Raw genomic sequence first — 20,964 nt, 5'->3', positions numbered from 1 at the left:
CCATGGCCACATCCCGCGTCCCCGCAGCACACAGGTCGGTGGCGCGGGTTCTTCCTCTCCTGGGCCTGGCACACCTGGACAGGGTCTTCGATTACCGGGTCTCCGCCGAAGACGATGAGGCCGCGCAGCCCGGGGTACGGGTGCGCATCCGCTTCGCCGGACGTCTGGTGGACGCGATCCTCCTGGAACGTGTCACCGAATCCGAGCACGAAGGGTCATTGCGCTACCTCGAAAGGGTCATCGCCCCGGAGATCGTGTATCCACCGCGCACCGCAGCGCTTATCGACGCCCTCTGCGACCGCTACGCAGGCATCCGTTCCGATCTCATACGCTCGGCCGTACCGTCCCGGCACGCCCGGGCCGCGGAGACCGACACATCGGTGCCCTGGTCGGAGTTGGGGGACGTCGGTGAACCTGACCTGTCCTCGTGGTCGGCCTACCAGTTCGGCGAATCTTTCGTCGACGCGGTTCTCGGCGGCCAGACGGCGCGCGCCGCATGGCAGATCGCCCCGGGGGACTCCTGGGCGGATGCCCTCGCGGCATTGGCCGTGAAGGTGGTCAAGGACGGCGGGGGAGCGCTGCTGGTGGTGCCGGACCAGCGGGACGTGGACAAGCTCGAACACGCGCTGCGCCAGTTGGTTTCCGCGAAGCAGGTGACCACGCTGACTGCGGCCCTGGGTCCGCAGGCGCGCTACCGGCGCTTCCTGGCGGTGCTCGACGGGCAGGCCAGGCTGGTGGTGGGGACGCGATCGGCGGCGTTCGCACCGGTACAGGATCTGCGTCTGGCGGTGATCCTGCACGACGGAGACGACAACCTCGTCGATCCCCGCGCCCCCTACGCCCATGCGCGCGAGGTCCTGACCACCCGCAGCGCGCTCGAGGGATGTTCGCTGATTCTCGGCGGGCATTCCCGGACCGCCGAGGTGCAGCTGCTCGCGGACTCGGGCTGGGCCCACGACCTGGTGGCGCCCCGGGAGACGATTCGCCAGCGTTCCCCGCTGATCCGTGCGGCCGCCGACACGGAGTTCGAACTGGTCCGCGATCCGCTGGCGGCTTCCGCCCGGCTGCCGAAACAGGCGTTCGACGCCCTGCGCGCTTCCCTGGAACGTGGCGAGCCCGCACTCATCCAGGTCCCCCGCAAGGGCTACGTGCCCACCCTGGCGTGCGGCTCCTGCAGGGCGCCCGCCAGGTGCCGCCAGTGCAACGGGCCGCTGGGACTTCCCGCCGCCGGCGGTAGCCGGGGTGGGGTGCCCACCTGCCGGTGGTGCGGCCGCCCCGACGCCCGTCACCGCTGCGGCGAGTGCGGCTCCGTCCGGCTGCGTGCCGTGGTGCTCGGTGCAGACCGTACCGCCGAGGAGCTGGGCAGAGCCTTCCCCTCCACCCGGGTGATCACCTCCGGCGGTAACAAGGTGGTGTCCGCGGTCGACCATGCACCTGCGCTGGTCGTGGCGACCCCGGGCGCGGAACCTGACGTCGTCGACGGCTCCTACGGCGCTGCGCTGCTGCTGGACACCTGGGCGCTGCTCGGGCGGCAGGATCTGCGCGCCACCGAGGACACCCTGGCCAAGTGGGCAGCGGTGGCCTCCCTGGTCACCCCGGCCTGGCGCGGTGGGGAAGTGGTCGTGGTCGCGGATCCCGGAATGCCTGTTGTGCAGTCACTGATCAGATGGGACATGGTGGGCGCGGCAGCCCGCGAGCTCGCCCAGCGTGTCGACGTCCGCTTCCCTCCCGCCGTCCACATGGCCGCCATCGACGGCGCCAACGCGGCGCTGGACACCTTCCTCGAGATCCTGGAACTTCCGGAACACACCGAAGTGCTCGGACCGGTCGACCTCCCGCCCGGCGTGACGCTGCCCGGAGAGTATGACGAGAATCGCTTCGGTCCCGTCCAGCGGATCCTGCTGCGGACTCCCCCGGGGCCGCGGTCGGTGCTGGGCAAGGCGCTGAAGGCGGCCGCTGCAGCGAAGGCCGGTCGTAAGGACGATCTCCCGCTACGGATCCAGGTGGATCCGATCCACGTCGGATAAGGCGGAGGCTGACCTGGACCAGAGGTGCGATCGAATAAACATTCGAAAGTTGGTGGTGGGCGCCCTGGCGGCTTGATAGAGTCGAACATGTAAGCGACCAGGGGGTGAGTCATGGACGGGCGGAAGATGGCCGGGATCGTCGACCGGATCGACGGCGCACTGGCAGAACTATCGGAACTGATGGCGGATCCCACCGCGGTGATTGTCGAGGATGTCCGGGAGGAGTTCGAACGCCTGGAGAAGGTCATCGGCGCCAAGGGTTTCATTGACGCGGCCTTCGCATACGCCGCCGACCGGGCGGGTGCGGGAAAATATGTCGGAGCGGTGCACACCACCGAGTACCTGACCCGGGCGCTGGGACTGTCGAAGTCCGAGGCCCGTTCGCGGCTCAAGCGGGCAGAGGCGCTGTTCGCACGCCCGACGGTGCAACCGCAACCTGAGCCGGCGCCGGAGCCCGACGAAACAGAGGCCCAGCGCCGCACACGGGAAGAGGAGACTGAGCGGATCCGTCGGGAGCAGGCCGAACGCCGGCGCAGGGAGGAGGAAGCTCAGCGCAGGGCGCGGGACAGGGCCCGGAAGGTCGAATCCGCGGAGAAACAGGCGATGATCGTCCGGGAGCTGGAGCACCTCAACGCCCACGCCGATCCGACTTACCAGGAGCTCTTCGCCCTTGCCTTCCAGGAGGCCGGGCGGCGCCCCCTGGAGGATCTCCGGACCTGGCTGCGGGAGCGTATCCGGCAGGCCAACCGGAAAGGGCGGACACCCGACGGGAAGACCGACCCTTTCGCCGCCCTCCGGAAGCGAAAGATCATCATCGGTGCGCAGGATGCCGATGGCGGGGCGAATGTGTCGATGTACCTGGATGGCGCCGGCCTGGCGACCCTCAGGGCAGCCCTTGCACCGGGCAAACGTCCCGGCGTCAACGCCTCGGTGCCGGCGGAGCAGGATAAGCGGCCGATGGCCGCCCGCCTGGTTGATCAGCTGATGGTCATCCTGGGCCGCTACCTGGATGATGATTCAGCTCAGGCCCGCCACGGTGTGGGCTCGGTGGTGGTGTCGATGACAGCTGCCGAGCTGGATGACCTGCAGCCTGATGACAGGTTCCCCACCAACACCGGCCACCTGCTCACGCCGGCCGATGTCCTGCGGCTGGGGGCAGCCCGCTACGACATCGGGGTGCTGCACGATGACCGGGGGCAGGTACTTGACCTGGGGCGCACCAGTCGCAGCGCCAGCGTGTTCCAGCGTCTGGCACTGTTCGCCCAGGAGCTGTGCTGTACCCGTCCGGAGTGCACGACCGGGCTGTGTGACGCGGATATCCACCACATGGTGGCGTGGCTGAAAAAGGGGAACACCGACATCGAGAACCTCACCATCATCTGCCGCCCGCATCATTCCGCGAACCGTGATCAGCGGGACGGGGCCGGGGGCCTCGGGCACATGGACAAGGACCCCACCACGGGGAGGACCGGGTGGACACCACCCCACGGCGGACCGATGCGCTTCAATGAAACCGAATTTCAGCAACAGTCCGCCGGAGCCAAGATACGCAGCCGGGGACAATCGTCCGATCCCCCTCTCGTCGAGGAGTACGCCTGATGCCCGGCGGGGACGGGAATTCTGACTGCAGCAGGGGAGACGTAGACTATGAGGACGATACGTGAGCGATGAAGGAGCCCGCACCACCCATGACTATCCGTGACATCCGCCTGTTCGGTGACCCCGTCCTGACCACCCGGTCCGACGAGATCACCGAGTTCGACGAGGCCCTGCGCGTGCTCGTCGACGACATGCTCGAGACGATGGACGATGCCGGAGGTGTCGGCCTGGCAGCCAACCAGATCGGTCTCACCCGGCGGATCTTCGTCTTCGACACCAGTCATGTCGAGGACGGCCTGCGGGGACACATCATCAACCCCGTGTGGGAGCACATCGGCGAAGAGACCCAGACCGGACAGGAGGGTTGCCTGTCCATCCCGGACATCTCCGTGGACACCGAACGTTTTGAGACGGTCAAGGTGTCCGGGCAGGACGTCGACGGCAACCCCATCGCCATGGTCGCCTCGGGCCTGATGTCCCGCTGCATCCAGCATGAGACCGATCACCTGGACGGCGTGCTCTTCCTCAGGCGACTGAGCCCGGAGCGTCGTAAGGAAGCCATGGCCGCCATCCGTACCTCCGACTGGTTCAACTCTTAAAGGAGCACCCGCACCATATGCGTCTCATCTTCGCCGGCACCCCCCAACCAGCGGTCGTCGCGTTGCAGCGGCTGCTGCAGTCAGACCATGAGGTCGTCGCCGTCCTCACCCGACCGGATGCCCGCCGTGGGCGCGGCCGGACCCTCCACCCGTCCCCCGTCTCCGAACTCGCGCAGAAACACGGTATCGAGGTCCTGACCCCCGGCACGCTCAAGGCGGGCACCGAGGACGGAGACGCCATCCGCGCCAGGCTCCGCGAGCTGGCGCCCGACGCCATCCCCGTCGTCGCCTACGGCAACCTCGTCCCGAAAGACCTGCTTGACCTGCCCACCCACGGCTGGGTGAACCTGCACTTCTCCCTGCTGCCCGCCTGGCGTGGCGCAGCACCGGTGCAGGCAGCCATCCGTGCCGGGGACGACATCACCGGCGCAGCGACCTTCCTCATCGAGGAGGGCCTGGACACCGGTCCGGTCCTGGGCACCGTCACCGAGGCGATCCGCCCCACCGACACCGCCGATGACCTGCTCACGCGCCTGGCGTATTCGGGCGCCGAGCTGCTGGCGGCCACCATGGACGGTCTCGCCGCAGGGGCGATCGTCCCGCAGCCGCAGAGCGGAGAGGCAACCTACGCACCGAAGATCAGCACCGAGGACGCGCGCATCGACTGGTCAGCGCCGGACTTCGCGGTCGACCGCCACATCCGCGCCCACACCCCAGGACCCGGCGCGTGGACGATGCTCGGCGAGGAACGCATCAAAGTTGGCCCGGTCACCCTCAACGCAGAGGCCACCGACCTGGCGCCGGGTGAGATCCACGTGGACAAGAACACCGTCACCGTCGGCACCGGTACCGCCGCTGTGACACTCGGCCAGGCCCAGCCGCCGGGGAAGAAGATGATGAATGCCGCGGACTGGGCCCGCGGCCATGCAACCTTCCAGATCGGAAAGCAGGTGACCTTCTCATGAGTGGTGGATTCAGGTCCAGGTCCAAGGGCGCCGAGCCCGGCAAGCAGGAGGCGACTCCGTCGAAGGCGAGGCCTCAGCGGTCGCGGCCGAAGGGCGGGAAACCCACCGGGAAAAAGGGTGGGCCAGAGAAGCCCGCGCCGCGGAAGTTCCCGGGCCTGGATGCCCCGCGCCAGCTGGCGCATGAGGTGCTCACCCGGGTGCGGGAGGATGAGGCGTACGCCAACCTGATCCTGCCGCGCCTGCTCAAAGAGCGGAAGATCGTGGACCGCGACGCCGCGTTCACCACGGAGATCACCTACGGCACGCTGCGCACCATGGGTGTGCTCGACGCCGTCATCGCTGAGAGTTCCACGCGTTCGCTCGATCAGATCGCTCCGGAGGTTCTGGACGCCCTGCGGCTGGGCGCCTACCAGCTGCTCTACACGCGGGTGGAGCCCCATGCAGCCGTCGACACGACCGTGCGCCTGGTGGAGGCAACCGGAAACGAGCATGCCAAGGGCTTCGCGAACGCCATCATGCGTACCATCTCACGCACGCCCCCGGAGAAGTGGATCGAGATCCTCACCCCGCCCGGCGAGATCGCTGCGGCGGCGTTCCGCAACGCGCACCCGACCTGGATCGCTGAGTCCTTCTCTCGGGTTCTGGGCCTGGGGGACCTGGAGGACGCTCTCAGCGCGGATTCCGAGCGACCGGGCGTCCATCTCGTCGCACGCCCCGGGGAGATCAGCGCCGAGGAGCTCGCATTGATCACCGGGGGTGAGGAGGGCGAGTACTCGCCCTACGCCGTCCACCTCGGCTCCGGTGATCCCGGCGACCTCGAACCTGTCCGGGAGGGCCTGGCCGCCGTGCAGGACGAAGGCTCCCAGCTGGTCGCCCGCGCCGTCGTCGAGGCGTCCCTCGAGGGCGAGGACACCGGCCGCTGGCTCGACCTGTGCGCCGGCCCAGGTGGCAAGGCAGCGCTCATGGGTGCGCTCGCGCGTATCGACGCCGCCCATGTCGACGCCGTCGAAGTCTCCCCGCACCGAGCAAAACTGGTGGAGAAGATCACCCGCGGCCTGCCCGTCACGGTTCACGTCGCCGACGGGCGCGACCCGGGCCTCGAGCCCGGCTATGACCGGGTGCTGGTCGACGCCCCCTGCTCCGGCCTCGGCGCCCTGCGGCGCCGTCCCGAGGCGCGCTGGCGTAAGTCGGAGAGCGACATCGCAGGACTCAGCCCCCTCCAGTACGACCTGCTGGCATCCGCGCTGAAGCTCGTCCGCCCCGGTGGCGTCGTCGTGTACTCGACCTGTTCGCCGGATCTCCGCGAAACCCGCGCGATCGTGGACAAGGCCGTGAAGGAACTCGGCGCCGTCGAGGTCGACGCGCATGACCTGGTTGCACCGATGTCTGATGTGGGCAACGAGAAGAGCGTCCAGATGTGGCCCCACCGCCACGGCACGGACGCGATGTTCTTCGCGGTGCTGCGCCGAGGAGAGGGAAACTAACTAGCGGCCCTGGAACCGTGGGGCGCGCTTCTCGGCGCGCGCGGCCCTGGACTCCTCGACGTCTGCCGAATGCCAGGCAGCCGCGGCGACCTCGTCGCGGGATGTTTTGTCGTAGGGGCGGTGCGAGGTACGGGAGAACTCGTACTTGAGGTGGCGCATCGTCAGGGGAGCCTTGGCGGCTATCAACTGGGCCAGTGCCATGGCCTCATCGAAGCCGCCCCCGGAGACGGCGAAGCCGGAGGCCACCGCCTGCTCATGGGACAGCGACCCGCCGGTGAAAAGCATCATGCGGGCCAGTGAGCCGCCGACGAGGTTCTCCAGGGTTGCGATGGTCACCTCGTCCAGAGCGATCGCCACGTCGGCGATGGGTACCCGGAACAGTGCGGAGTCGGACACGACCCGCAGGTCACAGGCCATGGCCAGCTGGGTGCCCGCGCCGATCGCCGGGCCGTTGACCCAGGCCACCACCGGGATGGGCAGGGTCTGGACCGTTCCCAACATGTGCAGCAGCTGCGGGTAGAAGCCGCCGGAGTAGACGTCACCGGACAGGTCAGCACCGGAGGAGAAGACCGTGCCCTCGCCGTGGAGGAGCACCACCCGCGCGCCGTCCGCCACGGCTTCGAGCAGGGCCGCCTCGATCGCCTCGACCATGGGGATGTTGAGGCAGTTGCGCTTGGGATGGTTGTTGAGCCGGATCTCCCGGATGAGCCCGCCCACCTCGGGCTCGTGGTCACGGCTGAGAACGAGCGGGGTGTCGGTGTGTTGGGGGGTCACGGTGGAACAGTCCTTCCGATGGGAGAGGTTTCTGCGGGCAGTGCCCTGATTCTCACACACCACCGGCACACAGGTCAGAACAGGTCGGGGTCGCGCCAGCGCTCCAGGGGGACCTCGTTGATGGAGGGCAGGTACTCGTACTCGTCCCCGTACTGTCGGCGGTACCTGACCGGGGGTTCCTGCTGGCTCAGGAACTGGTCGAAGGTCAGCCCCGGACTCTCCGGAGCCGTGAGGGTGGGGTAGGGCACCGCACTGATCCGGGTGCGGAGGATCTCTGCCTTCAGCCTGACCAGCACCCCCTCTTCGCCCCTCAGGACCTCCCGGCCGAAGTCAGTGACCGTGAGCGATTCCCCCGGTTCTGCAGTGATAACCCCCACCCGGCGTCCGAGTTCGAGGATGCTCGTGAGCACCGTGACGTCCTTCGATGAGTAGGAGTAACGGAAGTAACCACCCTGGGGTTTGGGGTGCTCCGGGTCGGGGTGCAGCACCGGGAACTTCTCCACAAGCTGGCGGGTGCACTTCACCGGCAGGAAACCGGATTTGGTCATCCGGGGCGCGTTCTCGCCGGCCGCGAGCCTGAGCAGTTCGAAGAGCACCTCAATGTCGGGGGTAATGCGCATGAGGGGTTCGATCTGCGGCAACGCGAAAGGCTGCCCGGCCTCCAGCAGGAGGGTGTACAGCTCCATGGCGGTCGTGGGGTCGGGGATCTCCGGGGCCATGTGCTCGAGCAGGGAGTCGACGATGATGGCGCGCTCCAGGTCCGGGGGCAGGGGATGTCCGGCGTCGACCATTGCGACCGCGTTGAACTCCGGCAGCCGGATCTGTGGTCCGGGCAGCAGCGGTACGGTGTCGGTCAGCTGTATCCGGGCCTCATCGAGGGACCAGGCGGGGCTGTCCCCCAACGTGACGTCGAAGACCCACCCGTCGAGCCGGCCCAGGATCAGCTCCATCGATGTGACTTCTTCCGGCAGGCACTCCTGCATGAGCTCGGTCCGCAGGTCAGGGTGGCTGAAATGGTACGCCCCGCGGCCTATGTAGATGTCGCCCACCTTGAGGACGGCGTCCGGGGTGGGGCAGCGGCCGAGCGCGATGCAGGTTCGGTCGATGAGTTCGTCCACCCGCATGTCGGTGGCGAAAGCGAGGTGGCGCTCGAAGGGCCGGTAGGCGCCGCGCAGGGTGATCGTCATCGTCCGCAGTCTGATCTGACTGATGGTGGTCATGGTGGTTCCCTCTCTGTCATCTCTGGTGTCCTGCCCAGCCCACCACGGCCGGCCATCACCCGCGAGTGGCACCCCGGCCCGACTGTGGACAACACCTCATCGTGCCGATGACTGTGGACAACCATCCCGCTTCCCGATGCCCCTCGGCGTCCCTGTGGTAGGCCGTCCTCGTCACGCCCAGTTCACTAAGGTGGGCAATATGAACACGGCAAGGGCCTCCCGCAAGTTCAGCGCCGCGTTGGCATGTGCGGTGGTGCTGGGGTTTATGGCACCGGTGACGCTGACCGCCTGCGGTGCAGATTCGTGGGAACAGCAGCAGATCCGGGACGGCTTCACCGGTGACGGAGCGGCTGAGCCTGCACCCGCTCCGGCAGAGAGGTCATCCGCTGACTCCGCCGCTGAGGACGTCCGCGCCGAGGTGATCACCACGGGCTCCGCCACCGTGCAGACCGGGGACCCCGCGGCGGCCGCCACGAACTTCGCCACCATGGTCCGTGACCAGGGCGGCCGGATCGCCAGCTCGGAGACCATCACCCGCTCCGATCAGCTGCAGGCCGTGGTCACCGCACGGGTGCCTGCGGAAAAATATCAGACGGTGGTCGGTTCCCTGGCAGACCACGGGGAGGTGGTGGCGCAGTCCACTCAGTCGACGGATGTCGGCCAGGAACGCGTTGATCTGGAGGCTCGACGACAGGCTCTGCAGACCTCCATCGACCGTCTGCGCGAGTTGATGTCCAACGCAGGCTCAGTGGAGGATCTGCTGGCCGCCGAGAACACCCTGACGCAACGGCAGGCCGATCTTGATTCGCTCACCGCCCAGCTGGACTATCTGGCGGATCAGGTGGCGTTGTCGACCTTGACGGTGACCTTCACCGCCGACGATGACGGATACCGCCCGCCCAACGCCTTCGAGAGGGCCTGGGCTGCGTTCGTGCACTCCCTGGAATCGGTGCTCATCGTGTTCATGGGACTGTTGCCGTGGCTGCTGATTCTCGCGGCATCCGCCGCCGTGGTGCTGCCGGTGGTGCGCCGTCGTCGGCGCCGGACCCGGTCGCGCCGGGAGGATGAGCCGGAGGTGCCGTAGAAGGTTCCGCCCTGCGGTCACCACGGGCGTCACAATCAACCAACCGGAGAGCCACGGTGAAGGTCCTCCTCCCAGCATCTCTGACGCTCACATCCTGGTGAGCCAGGCATCTGGGACATGTCCCGTCAGCGTAGACTCGGTGCCATGGCTACCCCGATCATCGCACCTAGCATCCTCGCCGCCGACTTCTCAAAGCTGGGGGAGGAGGTACGCGCCGTCGCCAACGCGGACTGGATCCACGTGGACATCATGGACGGCCACTTCGTCCCCAACCTCTCCTTCGGCCCGGAGATCACGTCGACCGTGCACCAGATCACCGATCAGGAGCTGGACGTGCACCTGATGATCGAGAACCCGGAGAAGTGGGTCGACACCTACATCAACGCCGGCGCCGACTGCATCATCTTCCACGTCGAAGCCACCGACGATCACGTGGCGTTGGCCCGGAAACTGCGCAAGGAGGGTGTGCGTGCCGGCTTCTCGTTGAAGCCGGGCACCCCGATCGAGCCCTACCTGGCGGATCTCGCGGAGTTCGATCTCGTGCTGGTGATGAGCGTCGAGCCTGGCTTCGGCGGCCAGTCCTTCATGCCGGAGATGCTGGATAAGGTCCGTACGCTGCGTGCGACCATCGACGAGAAGAAGCTGGGCACCCTCATCGAGATCGACGGCGGCATCTCCGAGAAGACGATCGCGCAGGCCGCGGAAGCGGGCTGTGACGCCTTCGTCGCAGGTTCGGCGGTGTACCGCCGGGAGGATCGCGCGGCAGCCATCGACGAGCTGCGTGCGCTGGCGACTGTCTGAGGAAGACATGGAATACAGCATCGAGCCGGCCCTCGGGGCGGCCATCGCGGCGGGTGAGTCCGTGCGCGGGACGACGAGTCCGAATCCGCCGGTAGGTGCGGCGATCCTCGACAGGCAGGGCAACCTGGTCGGCACGGGCGCCACGGAACCCGCAGGCGAAGCACACGCCGAGATCGTGGCGCTACGCGAGGCGGGTGATCTGGCGGAGGGTGGTACGGCCGTCGTCACGCTGGAGCCCTGCAACCACACCGGCCTGACGGGTCCCTGCGCGCAGGCGCTGGTCGCGGCCGGCATCGAGTTCGTCTACTACTGTCACGCGGACCCGAACCCGAAGGCGGAGGGCGGGGCGGACTACCTGCGGCAGCAGGGGGTGGGGGTCGAGAGGATCGACCGGGACGTCGATACGCTCCGGCCGTGGTTGACGGCGGTGCGGAGAAATCGCCCGCACGTGACCCTGAAGTTCGCCCAGACACTCGACGGTTTCACTGCCGCGCTGGACGGCACGAGCCGGTGGATCACCGGCGATGAGGCCCGCCGCCACGTCCATCGGGACCGGACGAAGCGGGATGCCGTCATCATCGGCACCGGCACGGCGATCGCGGACAATCCCTCGCTCACTGCGCGGGACGGGGACGTCGAACTGCCCAACCAGCCGCGTCGGGTGGTCATCGGCGGCCGCTCGTTGACGGGCCACGCCCGTAACCTCCACCACCTGGGTTTTGAGCAGTACCGGGGAATTCCCGACGCCCTCTGGCGGTTGTGGGATGAAGGTGCCCGCGACGTCCTCGTGGAGGGCGGCGCCCACCTGGCGTCCGGGTTCATGGAGTCCGGCACGGTGGACGCGATCCAGGCGTACATCGCCCCGACGCTTCTCGGCCAGGGCCGCTCCGTGCTCACCGAGGCGATCGGTCTGACACTGGCCGACGCCGCGACATTTGACCTGCAGAACATCACCCGACTGGGCAACGACGTGCTGCTGGAACTGACCCGAAAGGACTGACCGTATGTTCACCGGACTCGTCGAGGAGGTCGGCACCGTCGCCGCCCTCGAACCTCAGGGAGATGCCCTCCGTCTCACCATCGAGGCTCCCAAGGTGCTTTCCGACGCCGCGTTCGGCGACTCCATCGCCGTCAACGGCGTGTGCCTGACGGTCACCGACTTCGACGGGCGCCGTTTCACGGCGGACGTCATGCAGGAATCCCTGGACCGCACCGGGCTGGGGCAGCTCGTCGTGGGCTCGCCGGTCAACCTTGAGCGTGCTCTGGCCGCTGGTGCCCGCCTGGGTGGCCACATCATGCAGGGCCACGTGGACGGCACCTCGCGTCTGCTGGGCCGGACATCCTCGGAAAACTGGGACGTCCTGCGTTTCTCGCTGGGCCAGGACCTGGCGCGCTACGTCGTGGAGAAGGGATCCATCGCAGTCAACGGCACGTCCTTGACTGTCTCTGCGGTGGGGGAGGACTGGTTCGAGGTCTCCCTCATCCCGACCACCCTGGCGGAAACCACTCACGGCCAGCTGTCGGAGGGCGACGTGGTCAACATCGAGGTCGATGTACTGGCCAAGTACGTGGAGAAGATGCTCGGTGACAGGGTCGAAGGCCGGCCCGACGGTAACGAGGGCTAAGGTTGGCATTCGTGAGTGACGAATCTGTGGACCTGAACGGCCGCCTGCGCCTGGACACCGTTGAACGCGCCATCGCCGACATCGCGGCGGGCAAGGCGGTCGTCGTCGTGGACGACGAGGACCGTGAGAACGAAGGTGACCTCATCTTCGCGGCGGAGCTGGCGACACCGGAGCTGGTGGCCTTCATGGTCAGGTACAGCTCCGGCTACATCTGCGCCGCGCTGACCAACGAGGACTGCGACCGCCTCGGTCTGCCGCCCATGGTGGCGCGTAACGAGGACGCCCGTCACACCGCCTACACCGTCACCGTCGACGCAGCGACCGGCAGCACGGGCATCTCCGCAGCCTCCCGCGCGGAAACCATCCAGCGACTGGCCAGCCCCACCACCAACCGCCGGGACCTCACCCGTCCGGGACATGTCGTACCGCTGCGCGCGGTGGCGGGTGGAGTGCTCGCCCGGGACGGCCACACCGAGGCCTCCATCGACCTGGCCGTGCTGGCCGGTCTGCGTCCCGCCGGCGTGCTGTGCGAGATCGTCTCCGAGGAGGACCCGACGGACATGGCACGCGGCCCGGAGCTGCGTCGTTTCGCCGACGAGCACGACCTCGCGCTCATCTCGATCGAGCAGCTCATCGAACATCGCCGTCGCACCGAAACCCAGGTCGAGCGTCTCGTGGAGACCAACCTCCCGACCGAATTCGGGGAGTTCCGTGTGGTCGGTTACCGCCACCAGATCGACGGCACCGAGTTCGTCGCGTTGGTCGCAGGCGACGTCACCGGCGAGGAGGCGGTGCTGGTCCGCGTCCATTCCGAGTGCCTGACCGGTGACGTCTTCGCCTCCCGACGCTGTGACTGCGGCCCCCAGCTGCACGAGTCGATGCGCATGGTGCAGGAGGCCGGCCGGGGAGTCATCATCTACCTGCGGGGCCACGAGGGCCGCGGCATCGGCCTGATGTCCAAGCTGGAGGCCTACCGCCTGCAGGACCTCGGCCTGGACACCGTCGACGCCAACCTGGAGCAGGGCCTGCCCGCCGACGCCCGCGAATACTCGGCGGCCGGCCAGATCCTCCGGGAGCTGGGCGTTCCCTCTGCCTCGCTGATGACCAACAACCCCACCAAGTGCGCGGCGTTGGAGGGCTACGGTGTCGAGATCGTCGGCCGCACCTCCGTCCCGGTGGAGCCGAACGAGGACAACATCCGTTATCTGCGCACCAAGCGTGACCGGATGGGCCACGACCTGCCTGCCGTCGCACGTTGGGAAGCCGAGCACGAAGGAACGGTCAAGTGAGCAAAGAAGGACTTCCCGCAGGCGGGCGTATCGACGCCGCGGGCCTGAGCGTCGCGGTCGTCACCGCCCGCTGGAACACCGAGATCTGTGAACAGATGCGTCGACGTGCCGTCGAGACGGCGCGGGAGGCGGGCGTCGAGAAGCTCACCGAGGCACACGTGATGGGCGCCCTCGAGCTTCCCGTGGTCGTCCAGGAACTCGCGCGGACCCATGATGCCGTGGTGGCGCTGGGATGCGTCATCCGGGGCGGGACCCCCCACTTCGACTATGTCTGTGACTCCGTCACCGAGGGGCTGACCCGAATCGCCCTCGACGAGTCCACCCCGATCGGCAACGGCGTGCTCACCACGAATGATCAGCAGCAGGCCCTCGACCGTGCCGGATTCCCCGACTCGGTCGAGGACAAGGGGGGCGAGGCGATGGCTGCCGCCCTCGACGCCGCGCTGACCCTGAGTCGACTTCGTGGACTCCGGGGATAGACTGACTGACGTGAGTGAGAAGAATGTGGAAGCCGAGAACACCAGCCGCCGACCGCTGACAGACGAGGAGCGCGCCCTCTACGCCGCGCTGGACCCGCACGCGAGAACGACCGTCAGGCCCTGGGAGCTCGAGGTCCGGTCCCCGTCCCTGAAGCGACTGGCCTGGATCGTGGTCGTGGTGGTCATGGCGGTGCACTTCTTCATGGGCTATTTCCTGGACCTGGAGTTCACCGGCGCCACCGTCACCTTCATCGACAAGCTGGCGTTCCCCTTCGTGGGCGTGGTCATCTCGATTCTCGGCTACCTCGCCTTCACCCGCCCGCGCGTGCGGGCGAACGCCGACGGCGTGGAGATCCGCAACATCATCGGCACCCGTTTCTACCCCTGGGCCGTGGTGTACGGGCTCTTCTTCCCGGAGGGCGCCCGTATGGCCCGCCTGGAGCTCCCCGAGTTCGAGTACGTCCCGATGTGGGCGATGCAGGCCTCCGACGGCGCGGCCGTGGTCAAGGCCGTCTCCGAGTTCCGTGTACTCGAGAGCCGCTACATGCCGCAGGACTGACGCTGCCCCGGGTAGGGGGCGGCTACACTGGATTGTCCTATGGCTGATCCGAGTACCTACCGTCCGGCCCCGGGGAGCATTCCCGCTGAACCGGGCGTCTACCGATTCCGGGACGAGAACCGCCGCGTCATTTACGTGGGCAAGGCCAACAGCCTCCGGGCGCGCCTGGCCAACTACTTCCAGGACGTGTCCACCCTCCACCCGCGCACGCGGCAGATGGTCTTCAGCGCCGCCTCGGTGGAATGGACCGTCGTCGCCAGCGAGGTCGAGGCCCTCCAGCTGGAGTACACGTGGATCAAGCGTTATGATCCGCGCTTCAACGTCAAGTACCGCGACGACAAGTCCTATCCGCTGTTGGCGGTCTCCACCGGCGAGACCATCCCGCGCGCGTTCTTCTACCGGGGCCCGCGCCGCCGCGGCGTCCGTTATTTCGGCCCCTACTCCCACGCGTGGGCGGTGCGCGAGACCCTGGATCTGCTGACCAGGGTGTTCCCGATGCGGACATGCTCGAAGGGCGTCTACAACCGTCACCAGAACCTGGGCAGGCCCTGCCTGCTGGGGTACATCGACAAGTGTGCCGCCCCCTGCGTCGGCCGGGTGAGTCCGGAGGAGCACCGGGAGATCGTCGACGGGTTCGTCGCCTTCATGTCCGGCCACACCGACCAGGTGGTGCGTCAGCTGACCCGGGAGATGGAGCAGGCCGCCGAGGAGCTCGAGTTTGAGCGGGCGGCCCGGCTCCGTGATGACCTGGGGGCCATCACCAAGGTGATGGAGCAGCAGGCGGTGGTGCTCGGCGACGGCACCGACGCCGACTTCATCGCCGTCGACTCCGACGAGCTGGAGGCGGCCGTCCAGATCTTCCACGTCCGCGGTGGGCGTATCCGTGGTCAGCGGGGCTGGGTCGTCGAACGCACGGAGGAGCCGATCGAGGTGCTCATCCAGAATTTCCTCATCCAGTTCTACTCCGACGCGGTGGAGCGGGCCCGCGTGGAGGAGCAGGACGAGAAGCAGCGGGTGGAGCGGCGCGGCGTCGATCAGTTCTCGCACAATCCCCTGAAACCCGGGGCCACGGTGCCGCGGGAGATTCTCGTCCAGCATCTGCCGGCGGAGGCGGAGGAGGTCACGGAACTGCTCGCCGAGCTGAAGGGCGCCGCAGTGGATCTTCGTGTGCCCCAGCGCGGCGACAAGCGGGCGCTCATGGAGACCGTGGAACGCAATGCGAAGGAATCTTTGCGCCAGCACAAGATCAGACGCGTCGGCGACCTCACCGCGCGTTCCGCGGCTCTGCAGGACATCCAGGAGGCGCTGGGGCTGGAGGAGGCGCCGTTGCGCATCGAGTGCACCGACATCTCGCATATCCAGGGCACGGACGTGGTCGCCTCGCTGGTGGTCTTCGAGGACGGGCTGCCCCGTAAATCGGACTACCGCCGCTACCGCATCAGGGAGGCCGCCGGCGGTGGCCACTCCGATGACGTGGCCTCCATCGCCGAGGTGACCCGCCGTCGCTTCCTGCGCCACCACCGGGACAAGCTCGCTGTGCCGGACGAGGAGTCCGAGGCCCAGACCTTCGTGGACGAGCAGGTGGAGGAGATGAGCACCGACCAGCGTCGTTTCGCCTATCCGCCGAACCTGTTCATCGTCGACGGTGGCCTGCCCCAGGTCAACGCGGCGCAGAAGGTGTTCGACGAGCTCGGCATCGTCGACGTCACCCTCATCGGTCTGGCCAAGCGTCTCGAGGAGGTCTGGGTGCCCGGCGAGTCTGATCCGGTGATCCTGCCCCGTGCCTCCCAGGGGCTGTTCCTCCTGCAGCAGATCCGTGACGAGGCACACCGGTTCGCCATCACCTACCACCGTCAGCAGCGCTCGAAGCGGATGCGGGTGTCCGAACTGGACGGCGTTCCCGGACTGGGCGCGACCCGCCGGACCGAGCTGGTCAAGCATTTCGGATCGGTGAAGAAGCTCCGGGAGGCGAGCCTGTCCGAGATCACCGAGGTCAAGGGTTTCGGTCCCCGGCTGGCGTCGGCGGTGTTCGATCACCTCCATCCCGGGGCCCGCGATAGTATGGCGACATGACCTCAACCTCTGTTGTGCCGTCCCGCTTCTCGACGCCCCCCGTGCTCATCACCGGCATGTCCGGCGGGGGACTCAGCTCGGCGGCGAAGGTGCTGGAGGACAAGGGATTCTTCGTGGTCCAGAACCTGCCGCCGCAGCTCATCGTCGATTTCCTGGAGCTGTGCCTCGTGCAGGAACCGCCCGTGGAGAAGGTCTCCTTCGTCCTCGACGTGCGCACCCGCCAGTTCGGCGGGGATCTGCGCGCGACGCTCCGGAATCTCGCCGGGAAGGGGCTCAGCCCCACGGTGCTGTTCATGGATGCCCGCGATGACGTGCTCATCCGGCGTTTCGACAGCGTGCGGCGCACCCACCCGCTGCAGGGCGATGACACCCTCCAGCTGGGCCTCGAACGGGAGCGGGAGATCACCAACGGGATCAAGGAACTCGCCGACATCATCATCGACACCTCGAGCCTGTCGGTGCACGACCTGCGACGGGCGATCGAGGCGTCGTTCGGCACGATGGCGCACAACCGACAGCACGTCACCTTCGAGTCCTTCGGCTTCAAGCACGGCGCCCCCCAGGACGCCGATCTCATGGTCGACGTCCGCTTCCTGCCCAACCCCTACTGGATCCCGGAGCTGCGTGGTTTCCGGGGAACGGATGAGCCGGTGAGCGACTATGTGCTCAGTAGGGAGGGGGCGAATGATTTCCTCGACAAGTTCGTCGATATGTTTGACTCCATGCTCGGTGGTTACCGCCATGAGGGCAAGAACTTCATCACCGTCGCGGTGGGTTGCACCGGCGGCCACCACCGCTCAGTCGCCGTGTCCGAGGAACTCGGCCGTCGTCTTGCGCAACGAGGTGACATCGACGTCAACGTCATGCACCGCGACATCAATCGTCACTGACTTCCCTGGAGGAACTCTTGCACATCACCTCAATGGGAGGCGGTCACGGCCTCTATCAGACGCTCGTCGCCGCCCGGCTGAGTGCTCCGGAATCGATCACCGCAGTGGTCACCGTCGCCGATGACGGAGGCTCCTCCGGCCGCCTGCGCCGTGAACTCGGCATCATCCCGCCCGGGGATCTCCGCATGGCGCTCGCGGCCCTGGCCAGCGATGACGAGGAGGGCAGCCTCTGGGCGAAGACCCTCCAGCACCGCTTCGGCGGCAACGGTGCCCTCGCCGGCCATGCGGTGGGAAACCTCCTCATCGCCGGACTGGCGGACGTCCTCGGCGACGAACAGGCGGCCCTGGACAAGATCGCCGAACTGACCAGGTCCCATGGGCGCGTCGTGCCCATGTGCAACCAGCCGCTCGAAATCGAGGCCGAGGTCGCGGGGCTCGACGACGACCCCCGGGTCATCCGCTCCGTCCGCGGACAGGTGGCCGTCGCCACGACCCCGGGCACCGTCCGCCGGGTGAGACTCATACCCGATCGCCCCGAGGCCTGCGGCTCCGCGGTCTCCGCCATCAACGCGGCCGACCTGGTGACCCTCGGCCCGGGTTCCTGGTTCTCCTCCGTCATCCCGCACCTGCTGATCCCCGGCATCGTCGAGGCCCTGAACAACACCGACGCGCTCAAGGTCGTGGTGCTCAATCTCTCCGCCGAGCCAGGGGAGACCCAGGGTTTCTCCTCGGAGCGGCACATCCACATGCTGAGCCAGCATGCCCCGTCCCTGCGCATCGACCGCATCCTCGTGGACTCCGACGCCATCCCGACCTCTTCGGAGCGCTCCTACCTGGAACGCGCCGCCGCTGGGCTCGGCGCTGACATCGTCTTCGAGGACCTGCGCACGCAGGACGGAAACGGGCACTGGCTGAACAAACACGACCCCTCCAAACTGTCCGCCGCGCTCATGTCCCTGTACCGGAGCGCCCGGCCCGGGTTGACGTCTGACTAGACTGGTCCGGATCCAGGACACCTGAAGGAAGGCAGTCACAGCAGTGGCGTTGACGGCAAGAGTCAAGGACGAACTCGCACGGGTGATGGTGGCCCGGCAGTCCGCACGGGTGGCGGAGACTGCGGCGCTGATCCGATTTTCCGGACAGCTGCAGGTCATCGCCGGGCGGCTTGTGCTGGAGGCGGAGCTCGATTCCGCCGACGTCGCCCGCAGGTTGTCCGGTGCCCTCTCCGAGATGTACGGGGTGGAGGTGCACGAGCACACGATCAGCCCGGGCGGGGCGTCGAAAAGCTCGCGTCACCTGCTCCGGGTGACGGAGGGAACTCAGGACCTCGCCCGCCGGCTGGGCCTGGTGACCCGGTCCGGGCATCCGGTCGTCGGGCTGCCGCCGCAGGTGATCGCCGGCACCATCGCCGATAACGAGGCCGCCTGGCGTGGCGCCTTTCTGGCACAGGGTTCACTGACCGAGCCGGGGCGTTCCTCCGCCCTCGAGGTCGCCTGTCCCTGCCAGGAGGCGGCGCTCGCGCTGGTGGGGGCGGCCCGCCGGCTGGGCATCTCCGCCAAGACGAAGGAGACCCGCGGCACCGACCGTGTGGTCATTCGCGACGGGGACGCCATCGGCGCCCTGCTCACCCGGATGGGAGCCCAGCAGATCCGGCTGGAGTGGGAGGACAAGCGCCTGCGCCGTGAGGGCCGTTCCACCGCCAACCGGCTGGCCAACTTCGACGACGCCAACCTCCGGCGCTCCGCCCGGGCTGCCGTCGCCGCGGCCGCACGCGTGGAACGGGCCATGCAGATCCTCGGCGACGACGTTCCCGAGCATCTCGCCGAGGCAGGTCAGCTGCGTGTCGCCCACCGGCAGGCGTCGCTGGAGGAACTCGGCCGTCTCGCCGATCCGCAGATGACCAAGGACGCCGTCGCCGGACGCATCCGACGACTGCTGTCCATGGCCGACAAGCGGGCAGAGGAACTGGGCATCGCCGACACCAATGAGGCCGTCACCGACGATCTTCTCGAGGGTGCCTGATATTTCCCGGTGTTCCATTCGGGGGTGGAACGGTGATTTCGGGCGGATTTATTTTCTTCCCCGGGTGGTGTTCGCGGGTCGCACGGGCGGGGAAGACCCCCGTTGACAACGAGTTTCGGGAAGCCCTCGGCGGTTCCGTGTGGTTTCCCGGCCAACGGAGCTGATCATCGGCCCGAAAATGCCTGTTCGCGCCCTGCGCACGTGACAATCTGACGCTAAACTGTGACCTGATGGGCCGTGACACACAGTCAACGCGACGGACAGCGCGGTCACATCCGGAGACGTTTCATCAACCCGAGGAGAATATTGTGACCATCCGCGTAGGCATCAACGGCTTCGGCCGAATCGGCCGTAACTTCTACCGTGCCGTTCTGGAGCGCAGCGAGAGCATCGAGATCGTCGCCGTCAACGACCTCACGGACAACAAGACCCTGTCCACTCTGCTGAAGTACGACTCCATCCTGGGCAAGCTGCAGGGCAAGGTCGAATTCGACGACGACTCCATCACCTACGACGGTAAGCGCATCGCCGTTTCCGCTGAGCGCGACCCGAAGAACCTCGACTGGGCAGCCCACAACGTGGACATCGTCATCGAGTCCACCGGCTTCTTCACCGACGCCGAGGCAGCCAAGGCCCACATCGAGGCCGGCGCCAAGAAGGTCATCATCTCCGCCCCGGCGAAGAACGAGGACGCCACCTTCGTCTACGGCGTCAACCACGACGAGTACGACCCGGAGAACCACAACGTCATCTCCGCCGCGTCCTGCACCACCAACTGCCTGGCCCCGATGGCCAAGGTCCTGGACGAGAAGCTCGGCATTGAGCGTGGTCTGATGACCACCATCCACGCCTACACCGGTGACCAGCGTCTGCACGACGCCCCGCACAAGGATCTGCGCCGCGCACGCGCCGCCGCCGTCAACATCGTGCCCACCTCCACCGGTGCCGCCGCGGCCGTCTCCCTGGTTCTCCCGCAGCTGAAGGGCAAGCTGGACGGTTACGCCCTGCGCGTCCCGGTCATCACCGGCTCCGCCACCGACCTCACCTTCACCGCTTCCCGCGAGACCTCCGTGGAGGAGGTCAACGCCTTCATCAAGGAGGCGGCACAGGGCGAGTTCGGCGAGACCCTGGCCTACACCGAGGATCCGATCGTCTCCACCGACATCATCACCGATCCCCACGGCTCCATCTTCGACGCCGGCCTGACCAAGGTCATCGGCAACCAGGTCAAGGTCGTCTCCTGGTACGACAACGAGTGGGGCTACACCTGCCAGCTGCTGCGCCTGACCGAGCTCGTCGCTGCCAAGCTCTAGGATCCCACCCTGCACCCTCCCGGCCCACGGTTGAGACCGGGTGAGTGCAACCCTGCGGCCCGGGGTGTGCCTCGGCACACGTCGGGTCGTTCGGCTGTCCAGCCGAGCACCGGAATTCAGCCGCTCATTTCCATTATTCTCAGAAAGTCAAGGAGTCAGCC

The 20,964-nt window shown here is 67.4% G+C and carries 19 protein-coding genes; 17 read left to right on the top strand and 2 right to left on the bottom strand.

The features are described from left to right. The first annotated feature begins 2 nt into the window (after positions 1-2). The 5 genes from CETAM_RS07090 (at position 3) to CETAM_RS07070 (ending at position 6,674) form a co-directional block, all read left to right on the top strand. Complete coding sequence (locus tag CETAM_RS07090; protein ID WP_156228216.1) at positions 3-2,027, top strand: primosomal protein N'; 2,025 nt, start codon at positions 3-5, stop codon at positions 2,025-2,027. A 111-nt stretch (positions 2,028-2,138) separates the two neighbouring features. Continuing rightward, a complete protein-coding gene (locus CETAM_RS07085; protein WP_156228215.1) occupies positions 2,139-3,626 on the top strand; it encodes an HNH endonuclease signature motif containing protein in 1,488 nt (495 codons plus the stop codon). Between the two features lie 89 nt (positions 3,627-3,715). Then, positions 3,716-4,225 (top strand): peptide deformylase, encoded by a 510-nt coding sequence (gene def / locus CETAM_RS07080; RefSeq protein ID WP_156228214.1) that lies wholly within the window; start codon positions 3,716-3,718, stop codon positions 4,223-4,225. Between the two features lie 17 nt (positions 4,226-4,242). Continuing rightward, on the top strand, positions 4,243-5,190 hold the full coding sequence (fmt, locus tag CETAM_RS07075) for a methionyl-tRNA formyltransferase (RefSeq protein WP_156228213.1): 948 nt from the start codon (positions 4,243-4,245) through the stop codon (positions 5,188-5,190). Further along, positions 5,187-6,674 carry an RsmB/NOP family class I SAM-dependent RNA methyltransferase gene (locus CETAM_RS07070; RefSeq protein ID WP_156228212.1) on the top strand — a complete coding sequence of 496 codons (1,488 nt, stop codon included), beginning with the start codon at positions 5,187-5,189 and terminating at the stop codon, positions 6,672-6,674. Before fmt ends, CETAM_RS07070 begins: the two co-directional genes overlap by 4 nt. Here the strand turns inward: CETAM_RS07070 and CETAM_RS07065 are convergent, their stop codons facing one another. Both CETAM_RS07065 and CETAM_RS07060 read right to left on the bottom strand, forming a co-directional pair. Beyond that, a complete protein-coding gene (locus CETAM_RS07065) occupies positions 6,675-7,448 on the bottom strand; it encodes an enoyl-CoA hydratase (protein WP_156228211.1) in 774 nt (257 codons plus the stop codon). It lies immediately after the preceding gene. Positions 7,449-7,522: 74 nt separating this feature from the next. Beyond that, complete coding sequence (locus CETAM_RS07060; protein WP_156228210.1) at positions 7,523-8,668, bottom strand: hypothetical protein; 1,146 nt, start codon at positions 8,666-8,668, stop codon at positions 7,523-7,525. 199 nt (positions 8,669-8,867) lie between these two features. Between CETAM_RS07060 and CETAM_RS07055 the strand changes: the two genes are divergently transcribed. From CETAM_RS07055 to gap, 12 genes are all read left to right on the top strand, one after another. Further along, positions 8,868-9,752 carry a DUF4349 domain-containing protein gene (locus CETAM_RS07055; RefSeq protein ID WP_197085683.1) on the top strand — a complete coding sequence of 295 codons (885 nt, stop codon included), beginning with the start codon at positions 8,868-8,870 and terminating at the stop codon, positions 9,750-9,752. Positions 9,753-9,896: 144 nt separating this feature from the next. Then, positions 9,897-10,553, top strand: a complete 657-nt coding sequence (rpe, locus tag CETAM_RS07050) for a ribulose-phosphate 3-epimerase (RefSeq protein WP_156228208.1) — start codon at positions 9,897-9,899, stop codon at positions 10,551-10,553. Between the two features lie 7 nt (positions 10,554-10,560). Further along, a complete protein-coding gene (gene ribD, locus CETAM_RS07045; protein ID WP_156228207.1) occupies positions 10,561-11,553 on the top strand; it encodes a bifunctional diaminohydroxyphosphoribosylaminopyrimidine deaminase/5-amino-6-(5-phosphoribosylamino)uracil reductase RibD in 993 nt (330 codons plus the stop codon). Positions 11,554-11,557: 4 nt separating this feature from the next. Further along, complete coding sequence (locus tag CETAM_RS07040; protein ID WP_156228206.1) at positions 11,558-12,178, top strand: riboflavin synthase; 621 nt, start codon at positions 11,558-11,560, stop codon at positions 12,176-12,178. A gap of 26 nt (positions 12,179-12,204) precedes the next feature. After that, on the top strand, positions 12,205-13,467 hold the full coding sequence (locus CETAM_RS07035; RefSeq protein WP_407923972.1) for a bifunctional 3,4-dihydroxy-2-butanone-4-phosphate synthase/GTP cyclohydrolase II: 1,263 nt from the start codon (positions 12,205-12,207) through the stop codon (positions 13,465-13,467). Continuing rightward, entirely contained in the window at positions 13,464-13,946 is a 483-nt protein-coding gene (gene ribH, locus CETAM_RS07030) for a 6,7-dimethyl-8-ribityllumazine synthase (RefSeq protein WP_156228205.1), read from the top strand. The genes CETAM_RS07035 and ribH overlap by 4 nt, the downstream gene beginning before the upstream one ends. Position 13,947: 1 nt before the next feature. Beyond that, positions 13,948-14,505, top strand: a complete 558-nt coding sequence (locus CETAM_RS07025; RefSeq protein ID WP_407923971.1) for a PH domain-containing protein — start codon at positions 13,948-13,950, stop codon at positions 14,503-14,505. 39 nt (positions 14,506-14,544) lie between these two features. Next, positions 14,545-16,578: an excinuclease ABC subunit UvrC gene (uvrC, locus tag CETAM_RS07020; protein ID WP_156228204.1), complete on the top strand. Its 2,034-nt coding sequence runs from the start codon at positions 14,545-14,547 to the stop codon at positions 16,576-16,578. Then, on the top strand, positions 16,575-17,468 hold the full coding sequence (rapZ, locus tag CETAM_RS07015; RefSeq protein ID WP_156228203.1) for an RNase adapter RapZ: 894 nt from the start codon (positions 16,575-16,577) through the stop codon (positions 17,466-17,468). The genes uvrC and rapZ overlap by 4 nt, the downstream gene beginning before the upstream one ends. Before the next feature lie 23 nt (positions 17,469-17,491). Continuing rightward, positions 17,492-18,463 carry a gluconeogenesis factor YvcK family protein gene (locus CETAM_RS07010; RefSeq protein ID WP_330221211.1) on the top strand — a complete coding sequence of 324 codons (972 nt, stop codon included), beginning with the start codon at positions 17,492-17,494 and terminating at the stop codon, positions 18,461-18,463. A 49-nt stretch (positions 18,464-18,512) separates the two neighbouring features. Then, entirely contained in the window at positions 18,513-19,490 is a 978-nt protein-coding gene (gene whiA / locus CETAM_RS07005) for a DNA-binding protein WhiA (RefSeq protein ID WP_407923970.1), read from the top strand. 308 nt (positions 19,491-19,798) lie between these two features. Next, a complete protein-coding gene (gene gap / locus CETAM_RS07000) occupies positions 19,799-20,803 on the top strand; it encodes a type I glyceraldehyde-3-phosphate dehydrogenase (protein WP_156228201.1) in 1,005 nt (334 codons plus the stop codon). Positions 20,804-20,964: the final 161 nt, after the last annotated feature.

This window comes from Corynebacterium comes, from assembly GCF_009734405.1.
In the GTDB taxonomy this organism is placed as follows: domain Bacteria; phylum Actinomycetota; class Actinomycetes; order Mycobacteriales; family Mycobacteriaceae; genus Corynebacterium; species Corynebacterium comes.
Note: the sequence above shows the minus strand (reverse complement) of the source record. Positions and strands in the feature narration are given on the sequence as shown.